The following is a 9,979-nucleotide window of genomic DNA, read 5'->3' on the forward strand; positions in this document are numbered from 1 at the left end:
TTGGGTTTGAATGAATCAGATGAAATTGATTTCTTTGAGGTAGTCGCAACCGCGACGCAGCAGTGCGGGTGATTTTTCCGGGTAGTGCGCGCCCATCTGCCGAACGCCGGCCTGGGCGTTGTCGTGGCCGATCATCGAGATGTCGCCGATGTCTTCCTCGAAGCCGTTGAGGTAGAAACCGAGTACGCCGAACAGCGCGTTGTCGCTGTCGACCCGACCCAGTTGCTGTTGCCAGTCGGCGACGCTGACCATGGAGAACTCCCGGCCCGCCTCACGGAATGACGCGACGTAATCGTCCCAACTCAGGGGCTCGGGGTTGTGCAGGTTGAACACCGCTTTTTCAGATGAATAACGGCTGGCATGGAAGCCAATGAAGCGAGCGAGAAAGTCCACCGGCATCAGGTCGAAATTCAGCGAAAACTCCGGCACCTGGCCGAGCTGGATCGAGCCCTTGAGCATCAGCATCAAGCGGTTTTTGTGCGGCTGACAGACGCCGGAGAGGCTGTTGAAGCTGATGTTGCCGGGGCGATAAAGATTGACCCGCACCCCACGTTCACGCGCTCGTTCGAGGATCCGTTCGCCGACCCACTTGGACAGGTTGTAGCCGTTCTTGATGTAGATCGGTGGCGTCTGCGCTGCGGGTAATTCCAGCACTCGGCCATCGTCGGCAATCGTGCTGGACGCCGACAGCGTGGAGACAAAATTGAAGATCTTCTTGCTGCGCCCCTCGCACAGCCGCAGGCATTCGAAAATCGGCTCGACGTTGTCCCGCGCCAGCGACTCGTAATCGAGCACGTGATTGACGTTGGCGGCGTTGTGCACCAGCGCGCCGAACTCTCGATCGAGGCGCTCGTAAACGTGCGCATCAAGCCCCAACGCCGGGCGAGTGATGTCTGCCGCGTAAACCTGCACCCGACTCAGGTCCAGGTGCTCCAGTCGGTTTTCCCGCAACGCATGAGCGAAGCGCTCAGCCGCCGATTGCCCACCGCCATCGCGCACCAGGCAGGCCACTTCAGTGACGCCCCACGCCAGCAACGCTTCGACGATATGCACACCGACAAAACTGTTTGCGCCGGTGACGATCACCTTGTGCACATCGCCCATGCGGCTGATGGGCAGTGGCTGAATATCCAGCTCGCGGAAGGCATCCGCCAGTGCTTGCGCGCTCAGGACTTCCTCGGTGCCGGAGCCGCGCACCAATGTCGCCAGCTTCGCAATAGTCGGCAATTCAATGAAGCGATTGATCGAGATGCTGCGGCCGAATTCTTCACGTAATTGCAGCAACATCCGTGACAACAGAATCGAGTGGCCGCCCAGATTGAAGAAACTTTCGTCGGTCGAAATATCGCTGGCCGGCAACTCCAGCAGCTCAGCCCAGATCTCCAGCAACAGCGCTTCATCGGCGCTCGCGGGCAAGCGCCGTGTCGTGTTTTCGGCAACATTCACCGGCATCGCCAGCAGCGCTTTACGGTCGACTTTGCCGTTACTGGCGAACGGCATGCTCGGCAATTCAGTCCAGGCGATGGGTTGCATGTAGTCCGGCAAAAACTGCATCGCATGAGCCTTCAAGGCTTCGCGCGCGGCGCCCGTTTGGTTCTCCTGAGGTTGTGCGAGGAAGGCCAGAATCCGCCGTTGGCTGTCGATGACCACCGCCACCTGGCGGTACAACTGACTGTCGCGCAGGCAGCGTTCGATCTCTTCCGGCTCGACGCGAAAGCCGCGGATTTTCACCTGATTGTCCCGCCGTCCACACAGCTCGATACCGTCGCCGGTCCATTTCGCCATATCGCCGGTACGGTAGGCGCGCAGGCGCTGGCCGTCTGGCAAGTTCATGTCCAGGTAACGTTCGGCAGTCTGCTGCGGGTTGTTCAGATAACCCAGGCACACCCCCGGCCCGACAATGTACAACTCACCGACGACCTGCTCGGCCACCGGCTGAAAAGCCTCATCGAGAATCAGCACCTGGCTGTTGGCAATCGGCGACCCGAGGGTGCGGTTGCTGTCGCCAGCGCGCAGTTGGCGCGCGGTAATCAGCACCGTGGCTTCGGTCGGGCCATAGAGGTTGTAGAGATTGCCCTGACGGGTGAGCTGCTCGATAACGTAGGGTTCGCAGACATCGCCGCCGGTCATTACATGATCCAGGACCTGCAGCTGATCCAGCGGCAGAATGCTCAACAGTGCTGGCGGTAAAAATGCATGGCTGAGGCGTTGATGGCGAATCAGCTCGACCAGTTGCAACGGATCGCGACGCTGGTCGTCGTTCGGCACGATCAGTTCGGCGCCCTGAAGCAGGGTCGGGAAAATATCGATCAGCGACGAGTCGAAACTCAACGACGAAAACTGCAAGGCCCGACTGTGTTCGGTCAGCTGCACATAGTCGGCATACCACGCGGTGAAGTGCGCGAGGTTAGCCTGGCTGAGCAGCACGCCTTTGGGATGCCCGGTGGTGCCCGAGGTATAGAGCGCCATGCAGGGCGCGTCGAGAGCGGGGCGCTGGCGCATCAAGGGTTGACCGAGAGCGACGTCAGCGAAGTCGATGCGACTGATGTCCAGCCCCGGCATTTCATCGGCGAGGGGATGCTGGCCGTCATGCAGCAACAACACCGCTCCTGCATTCGTAAGGATGTACTGCTGACGTTGCAGCGGATGGCTCGGCTCCAGCGGCAAGTACACCGCGCCGCTGCCCAGAATCGCCAGGATCCCTGCATACAACGCACTGCTTTTCGGCAGGCAGATCCCGACCACCAACGGGCCTTGATGCTGTGCGAGCAACGGCAGCAAGCGTTGCTGGATCGCACGGCTCTGGGCGTGTAATTGCCGATAACTCAGCGATGTGCCGTCGATGTTCAGCGCAGGTCGTTCGGCGGACTCGATGAAGCGTTGTTGCAGACGCTCGATCATCGGGATCCGGGCGAGTTCTTGCAGCCACGGTTGAGCGGTGTTGTTGAGTTGATGAACGAACGCCAGGCGTTCTAAAAACAGCAGATTGTCCACCTGTTCAAAATGGGCTGCCGCAGCCGGTTCAGCGCAGAGAAAATACTCGGCGTCCCGGGAGAATCGGCTGACCAGCAGCGAGACGTGATCCACCAGTTCCGCCACCGCTCGCAGGCGCAAGGCCTGGCCGTTTCCGCTAGGTTCACCGGCAATCGGCACGCGCGTGAACAGCGTTGATCCTTGCATGCACAGCAGGTCAATCGGCGGTAGACCGGTGACGTTCGGCACGCCAATTCCCAGTTGCAGTGTCAGATGCGGCGCATCACTCGGGACTGAAAACGCCTGGCTGGCGTCGTCAATCAGCAGATCAAACGACGGTGCCTCCTCAAACGCATCGAGCCGCACCAGCGAATGACCCTGTTGTTCAAGTTCCAGCGCCAGGTCGGTCAAGGCCTGGCTTTGCCCAATGAGCAGAATGTCGAGACGTCTCATGATGTTCTCCTCGTTAAACCAGGTAGTCGCTGAGGGTGTCTTGCACGCACGGCGAATCCAGCAGCGAACTGCTGCGGAAAAACCGCACGATGTTGGCGACCAGCGGGTGATGACGATTGATCGGGAAGGCCAGCCCCGAGATCTCGTTCTTGAGTGCCTGGCGTGCCGCGTCGCTGATCTGCAAGGCTTCGATCAAGCGGAAATCGAAGGACTTCTGGATGTCGTTGGTCAGGTAATGCCCGATGAACACTGGCAGGATTTGCGCGATGAGCTGGCGGTCGTCTTCGCTCGCGGTGTGCCAATAAATGCGCACCATCCGCGACCAGAACCCGGAATGGCGGCCCTCGTCGAGCAAGTGATCGGCCATCAGGCCCTTGATCGACTGCTTGACCGTTTCGTCCTTGGCGAACGCCGCGACATCGCCGGTTACGGTGTTCTCGGCGATGGCCACGCAGATCAGTTCTACCGCGCTGCGCAGATGCTCTGGTGCGAGGGCCACGGCCGCCGGGATCGCCCGGCTCAGCTCGATTTCATCCGGCAGCTGGATTGGCGTAATGCCGGTCATGGCGACGGTCTGCTGCATGAAGTCCATGGCCACCAGCGCGTGGTAATCCTCGTCCACCACCACAGTCATGGCGTCATAGCGACAGGCAAACGGGAACGCCACGGCGAAGCGATTTTTGGCGATGCTGCGGGCGGTCTTGTCGACGATCTCGGTTTCGAAAATCACCACGTCGTTGATGAATTTGTAGAGCGTCTGCACCAGCGCGAAGTCCCGTTGTTCCGGGCATTCGCGCAGGAAGGTCTCGCTCAGCACCAACGGTTGGCGGCTCAACGGATAGATCAGCTTGCCGTCATTCTCCAGCACGCGCCGCGGGCGGGTGCGGATGGTCGCGCGACTTTCCCAGGCGTCGGCGAAGGATTGGTAGTCGGCGGCGTTCATGCGTTCACCTCCGCAACCGGTTCGCTCATGCTCAGGCGCAGGCCGTCCCACAAGGCAATGCGACTTTCCACGGCGGCAATGGCGCTGGCGTAGACGTCCGCTTCGCGTTGCGGATCGCCGTCGACCAGCCGGGCGAGGAGTTTTTCAGCGGCGGGGCCGTGGTCCTCGGAGTCGACTTCGATGTGCCGCTCCAGGTAGTAACGGAAGGTGGGCGCCTGCTCGATGCCGATACCCCAGTCGTCGAGAATCCGTTGGAACATCTGCGGAATAACGCTCTCACGACCGTGCAAAAACGCTGCGGCAACGCTATGTCCCGGCGCATGCAGCGCGGTGTGCAAGGTGTGCCGTACAAACTGCGCAGCCGCCGGATCGACATCAACGCTTTGCAGCGCCACGTCGTAACTCACGCCTTCTTGTTGCAACGCCACAAAGCGTTCCACGGCCGCCGTGCTGGCACCGACTTCGCGCATCGCATCCAGGTACAACTCGAAATGACTGTAATGACCTTGGGCCGGGCGATCATCGGACTCTTCACCCAGCACAATCTCATTGATAAGACGCGCGGCCTGCGGATCTTGCGGCGGCAACCAGGGCAGTTGGACGCAGGTCAGTTCCTGTTGCAGGCGTTTGGTCAGCGACATGAAATCCCACACCGCAAAGACATGGGTTTCCATGAACCGTTGAAGTACCGACAGCGAATGTATTTCAGAAAAGATCGGGTGTGCACTAAGTTCTGCTTTCTTCTGGTTGAGTCGGTCTTTATTCGTTTTCATGAGCGAGCCTATAAGTGATCTGAAATGCCGTTAAGGGTGTTGTGATCAATAAGTGACGGTCGTCTAACGTTTTTGTTGGCGAGCGAATGCCTCAACTAAATTGATCTCATTAAGTGCGATACAGTCGTATGGGTGCCGTGTTTGCTGGTGGCGGAGAAAAACTAATACACGAATAAAGTGTCGGGCAAGTTATTTTTATATTATTTGAAAGTTCAACTTTCTTGGGTGCGAAAAGTTCTAATAAAACTATAAGTATCAGTTTTATTTGGGCGTGGTTGCTCCTTTCGGCGAAGTATCGTCAAAATTCAAATGAAGAGTGAATGCCTCACTCAAAGCAACTTTCAAAGTTGTTCCGTTGAATGCTTCAAGGGGTGGAAGTTGGCTGGGATTGACGCCGGTGCTTCCTTTCCCGTGACAAGACTCCTTCCGTAGGTTCTTGGTGCGAGGACTGTGCCGCCATGGCGGCGCGTCGCCCGTTCATTATTCGTTGGCAGCTCAAGAGTGAGCGTAAATCACGGCGGCTGCTATCGCCCGGCCGTCATCTTTGCTGGCGTATTGATGGAACCTGAGGGAGGCGAACCGAAGGCAGGCTTGGGGAGGGGGCGTGCGGTGGCTGAAGCGGGGATGTGTAAGTAGATTATTCACAGCAAGCGCGGCGCGCAGTTCGAACTGCGCGCCCAGGCTTGGCGCCGGGAGTTACCTGGGGGTTTTCTTGTTAAGCGCTTCGGGGCTGTTGAGGTAGCGCGTGATGACCTCGACACCGCGATTGAGGTGATGCTCGAGCAGCTTGACCGCACGCTCGACGTTGCGGTCTTCGACGGCCAGCAACAGCGCTCGGTGGTCTTCCTGGGACAACTTGCCCAAGCCCATGGCTTCCAGATTAAAACGCAGGAAGCGCTCTTCTTCGTTCAACCCGTCCTCGACCAGCCGCAATAGCCGCTGGTTAGGCGCCTTGCAATAAAGCGCCATGTGGAAGAGCCGATTGAGGCGGCCGATTTCGCTGTAATCGTGCTCCATTTCCAGGTCGTCGATATGCTTGGCTGCCCGCTCGACGTCTTCCTTTTCCAACAAGGGAATCGACAAACGCAGCGCCTCGGATTCCAACAGAATCCGTAATGCATACGTTTCGACGGCATCGCCCTGGACCAGCGGTGCAACCACCGCGCCTTTATGGGCGATAACATTCAGCAGCGCCTGGGCTTCAAGTTGGCGCAAGGCTTCACGCACCGGCATGCGGCTGACGCCGAACAGATCGGCCAAATCTTGTTGGCGCAACGCGGTGCCGCAGGGAATGCGCCCGTCTAGAATGGCCGATCGCAGGGTTTCTTCGATCACCGAGCGTGCCAAGTGAGCGGGAATCGGCCCGTTGACCTTGATACTGCTGAGGGGGTTGGGCTTCTGTGTCACAACTACGCACCCTGATTGGCTGAAATATTTGGATCCAAATGGACACTAGTGACTGCCATGCAGCTTGTCAAACGGACAAAAGACCGCAGCTCGCGACGTTTCATGTCACCTACCATTCAAAGTCTAGCGCGTTGCCAGTGATTGCACCGTGCCATTGTCTTTTAACGGGCTAACCTGCACCATCAACCGAATTTCACCTGCCTGACCTGGATGCCTCGCATTGGCGGTACGTTTCGCGATCCCTCGGACTTTGCGCTGGCTGTGCTGCGCGTTGCTGCTGGCTGGCGCCATGCTGGGCGGGCTGCATGCCGATTGGGATTTTTCGCTGATCAGCCGCAAGGCGCAGGCCTTGTATGGGCCATTGGGTGACGGGAAGCCGCGCATTGATGCCTGGCAGCATCTGCTGGCCACGCAGAAGCAGGCCAGCGAGCTGGAACAGCTCAATGTGGTCAACCAGTTTTTCAACAAGCAGGTGCGTTACGTTGAGGACATCGACCTTTGGCATGAGGTCGATTATTGGGAAACACCCATCGAAGCCCTGTGGAAGGGCGCCGGCGACTGCGAAGACTATGCGATCGCCAAGTACTTCAGCCTGCGCCATCTCGGCGTTTCCAGTGACAAGCTGCGCATTACCTACGTCAAGGCGTTGCGCCTGAACCGGGCGCACATGGTGCTGACTTACTATTCGAGCCCCGAGGCCATGCCGCTGGTGCTCGACAGCCTGATCGATGCAATAAAACCGGCCAGCCAACGAACCGACTTGCTGCCGGTCTACTCTTTCAATGCCGAAGGGTTGTGGTTGCCGGGCGCCAAGGGCAACAAAAAGGTCGGAGATACCAAACGCCTGTCTCGCTGGCAGGACGTGTTGAAGAAAATGCAGGCCGAAGGTTTTCCGGTCGAGACGACTAACTAGGAGCACGCGCTCAGATGTCTTTGTTCAAACAGCTGTTGATCGCTATCTGTCTGTTCCTGGTGGTCGCCTTCACCGGCAGCTTCATGGTCAGCCTGGAAAGCTCTCGGACCCAGTACGTCAACCAGTTGCGCTCCCACGCCCAGGACGCTGCGACGGCATTGGCGCTGTCCCTGACGCCGAACATCGACGACCCGGCGATGGTTGAGCTGCTGGTCAGTTCGATCTTCGACAGCGGCTATTACGCGAGCATCCGCGTGGTCGACCTCAAGACTGACCAGACCATCGTCGAGCGCAGCGGCATTCCAGCGGTGAACAACGTGCCGGACTGGTTCGTCAAAATGATCGGCCTGGAACCGGCCGGCGGCGATGCGCTGGTCAGCCGTGGCTGGGAACAGGCGGCGCGGGTCGAGGTGGTCAGCCATCCGATGTTCGCCTTGGCCAAGCTTTGGCAGAGCGCGTTGGGCAGCCTCGGCTGGTTGCTGATCTGCGGCGCGGTGAGCGCGGTATTGGGCGCGCTGTTGCTGCGTCGACAACTGAAGCCGCTGGATTACATGGTCAAGCAATCCCACGCCATTGCTCGCCGCGAATTCCTCAGCCTGCCGGAACTGCCGCGCACACCGGAACTGCGCCGAGTGGTGCAGGCCATGAATCAGATGGTCGAGAAGCTCAAGGCGCTGTTTCAGGAACAGGCCGAGCGCAGTGAAAAACTACGGGTCGAGTCCTACCAGGACAACCTCACGGGCCTGGCCAACCGTCGTTATTTCGAGATGCAGTTGAACGCCCGGGTGAGCAATCCGGAGCAGGCGAGTTCGGGTTATCTGCTGCTGTTGCGGGTCAAGGACCTGGCCGGTTTGAACCAGCGTCTGGGCGGTCAGCGCACCGACCAATTATTGCAGGCCGTGGGCGAGCAACTGTCCCGCGAGTGCGCCAAGTACCCGGAAACACAGAACCTCGTCACCCGGATCCGTGGCGGTGAGTTTGCCGTGCTGGCGCCGGGGCTGGTGCGCGAAGAAGCGCTGCAACTGGCGCAGAATCTGGACAGCGCCTTGGCCAGCCTGCATGCGACCGGTGCCACGGATGTGGCCTCGGTCGCGTCGATCGGTCTGGCGCCGTTTGTTCATGGCGACTCGCCCCAAGCGGTGTTGGGTTTGGGCGACCAGGCGCTGGCTCAGGCTGAAGGCCAGGGCGAACAGAGCTGGGCATGCCTCGATCACAGCGCCTCGACCAGCGTCGGGGATGACCATCACGCCTGGCATACATTGCTGGACCAGGCGCTGAATCAGCAGCGGTTTCAGTTGTATTTCCAACCGGTGGTGGCCAGCCAGGACATGCAAGTGGTGCTGCATTACAAGGTGCTGTCGCGGTTGATCGGCGACGAGGGCCAGACCATTCCCGCTGGACGCTTCCTGCCGTGGCTGGAGCGCTTTGGCTGGACCGCGCGCCTGGATCGGCTGATGTTGGAGTTGGTGCTTGAGCAGATGGCCGAGCATGAAGAATCGCTGGCGCTGAACCTGTCTTCGGCGACGTTGGCCGATCCGCAGGCGCTGAATAAAGTCTTCGAGATTTTGCGTGCCCACTCCGATCTCGGACCGCGGCTGACCCTGGAAATCGGCGAGGAACAACTGCCCGAGCAAGCGATGCTGGAAGAACTGACACGGCGCCTGCGTGAGCTTGGGTTCTCGTTGAGCCTGCAACGGTTTGGCGGACGCTTCAGCATGATCGGCAACTTGGCGCGGCTGGGGTTGGCGTACCTGAAAATCGATGGTAGTTACATCCGCGCGATTGATCAGGAAAGCGACAAGCGCCTGTTTATCGAGGCGATCCAGCGAGCGGCACATAGCATTGATTTGCCGTTGATCGCCGAGCGGGTGGAGACCGAAGGGGAGTTGTCGGTGATTCGGGAGATGGGGTTGTATGGGGTTCAGGGGCAGTTGTTTGGTGAGCCGAAGCCTTGGCAGTGAAGCTTTAGGATTTGGTCGTCTGGGAGTCCGTCTTCGCGGGCAAGCCTCGCTCCTACAGGTTTACGCCAACGCACGACCTTGTAGGAGCGAGGCTTGCCCGCGAAGGCATCAGCACAGCCAACATCGAAGGCTGAGGTTTAAATCAACCCTGTCTCATCATCATCAATCAAGTGACTCAACCCACCCAACGCCTCACGCGCCTGGGTCCGGTCCATCAGCTTGGCCTGGGCGGCGGCCGGCAGGTCGGTGACGCGGATAACGCCTTTGCTGGTCAGCACCTGGATCAAGTCGTCGAGTACCCGGATCATTTCCAGGTCGCTCTGCTTGAGCTGGGTCAGGCATTTTTCCACAGCTTCGTTGGCGTACCAAGCCTGGATTTCATGGTTGTCGGCCGGCAGCGTTTCCGTGGCTTCGGCGTAGGCCGCGGCTTCCACGCGCACTAACTGACCTTGCGCATCGCGTTGCACGTAGAACATTGAGCATCCCTCAGAAATGAACCAGCGTCATGCTGTCAGCAGCATAGGCCAACTGGACACGAGTATGCGGTGCGGCGACG

Annotated in this window: 7 protein-coding genes; 2 read left to right on the plus strand and 5 right to left on the minus strand. The window is 59.2% G+C overall.

The genetic code is table 11. The features are described from left to right. Window positions 1-15 precede the first annotated feature (15 nt). The 4 genes from HP062_RS21555 to HP062_RS21570 all read right to left on the minus strand — a co-directional run bounded on the left by HP062_RS21555 (window position 16) and on the right by HP062_RS21570 (window position 6,549). Window positions 16-3,426, minus strand: coding sequence for a non-ribosomal peptide synthetase (locus HP062_RS21555; RefSeq protein ID WP_172791991.1), 3,411 nt, complete (start codon window positions 3,424-3,426; stop codon window positions 16-18). Window positions 3,427-3,439: 13 nt separating this feature from the next. Further along, the gene (locus HP062_RS21560) at window positions 3,440-4,369 is read right to left on the minus strand and encodes a diiron oxygenase (RefSeq protein ID WP_077750432.1); all 930 of its coding nucleotides are present in this window, start codon (window positions 4,367-4,369) and stop codon (window positions 3,440-3,442) included. Beyond that, window positions 4,366-5,142, minus strand: a complete 777-nt coding sequence (locus HP062_RS21565; RefSeq protein ID WP_172791992.1) for a DUF3050 domain-containing protein — start codon at window positions 5,140-5,142, stop codon at window positions 4,366-4,368. The genes HP062_RS21560 and HP062_RS21565 overlap by 4 nt, the downstream gene beginning before the upstream one ends. 696 nt (window positions 5,143-5,838) lie before the next feature. Beyond that, window positions 5,839-6,549, minus strand: a complete 711-nt coding sequence (locus HP062_RS21570; protein WP_077750430.1) for a GntR family transcriptional regulator — start codon at window positions 6,547-6,549, stop codon at window positions 5,839-5,841. Window positions 6,550-6,769: 220 nt separating this feature from the next. On the opposite strand from HP062_RS21570, the gene lapG reads away from it, so the two are divergent. Beyond that, window positions 6,770-7,462 (plus strand): cysteine protease LapG, encoded by a 693-nt coding sequence (gene lapG, locus HP062_RS21575; protein ID WP_010464935.1) that lies wholly within the window; start codon window positions 6,770-6,772, stop codon window positions 7,460-7,462. Window positions 7,463-7,476: 14 nt separating this feature from the next. Beyond that, window positions 7,477-9,423, plus strand: a complete 1,947-nt coding sequence (lapD, locus tag HP062_RS21580) for a cyclic di-GMP receptor LapD (RefSeq protein WP_010464934.1) — start codon at window positions 7,477-7,479, stop codon at window positions 9,421-9,423. A gap of 137 nt (window positions 9,424-9,560) precedes the next feature. Here the strand turns inward: lapD and HP062_RS21585 are convergent, their stop codons facing one another. Beyond that, window positions 9,561-9,899 carry a tryptophan synthase subunit beta gene (locus HP062_RS21585; RefSeq protein ID WP_172791993.1) on the minus strand — a complete coding sequence of 113 codons (339 nt, stop codon included), beginning with the start codon at window positions 9,897-9,899 and terminating at the stop codon, window positions 9,561-9,563. Window positions 9,900-9,979: the final 80 nt, after the last annotated feature.

This window comes from Pseudomonas sp. B14-6 (assembly GCF_013260315.1).
Taxonomy (GTDB): domain Bacteria; phylum Pseudomonadota; class Gammaproteobacteria; order Pseudomonadales; family Pseudomonadaceae; genus Aquipseudomonas; species Aquipseudomonas mandelii.

Excerpts from the sequence above, each read along its gene's own strand:
- HP062_RS21560 (WP_077750432.1), bottom strand. The coding sequence starts at position 4,369 with ATGAACGCCGCCGACTACCAATCCTTCGCCGACGCCTGGGAAAGTCGC.
- lapD (WP_010464934.1), top strand. The coding sequence starts at position 7,477 with ATGTCTTTGTTCAAACAGCTGTTGATCGCTATCTGTCTGTTCCTGGTG.
- HP062_RS21585 (WP_172791993.1), bottom strand. The coding sequence starts at position 9,899 with ATGTTCTACGTGCAACGCGATGCGCAAGGTCAGTTAGTGCGCGTGGAA.
- HP062_RS21565 (WP_172791992.1), bottom strand. The coding sequence starts at position 5,142 with ATGAAAACGAATAAAGACCGACTCAACCAGAAGAAAGCAGAACTTAGT.
- HP062_RS21555 (WP_172791991.1), bottom strand. The coding sequence starts at position 3,426 with ATGAGACGTCTCGACATTCTGCTCATTGGGCAAAGCCAGGCCTTGACC.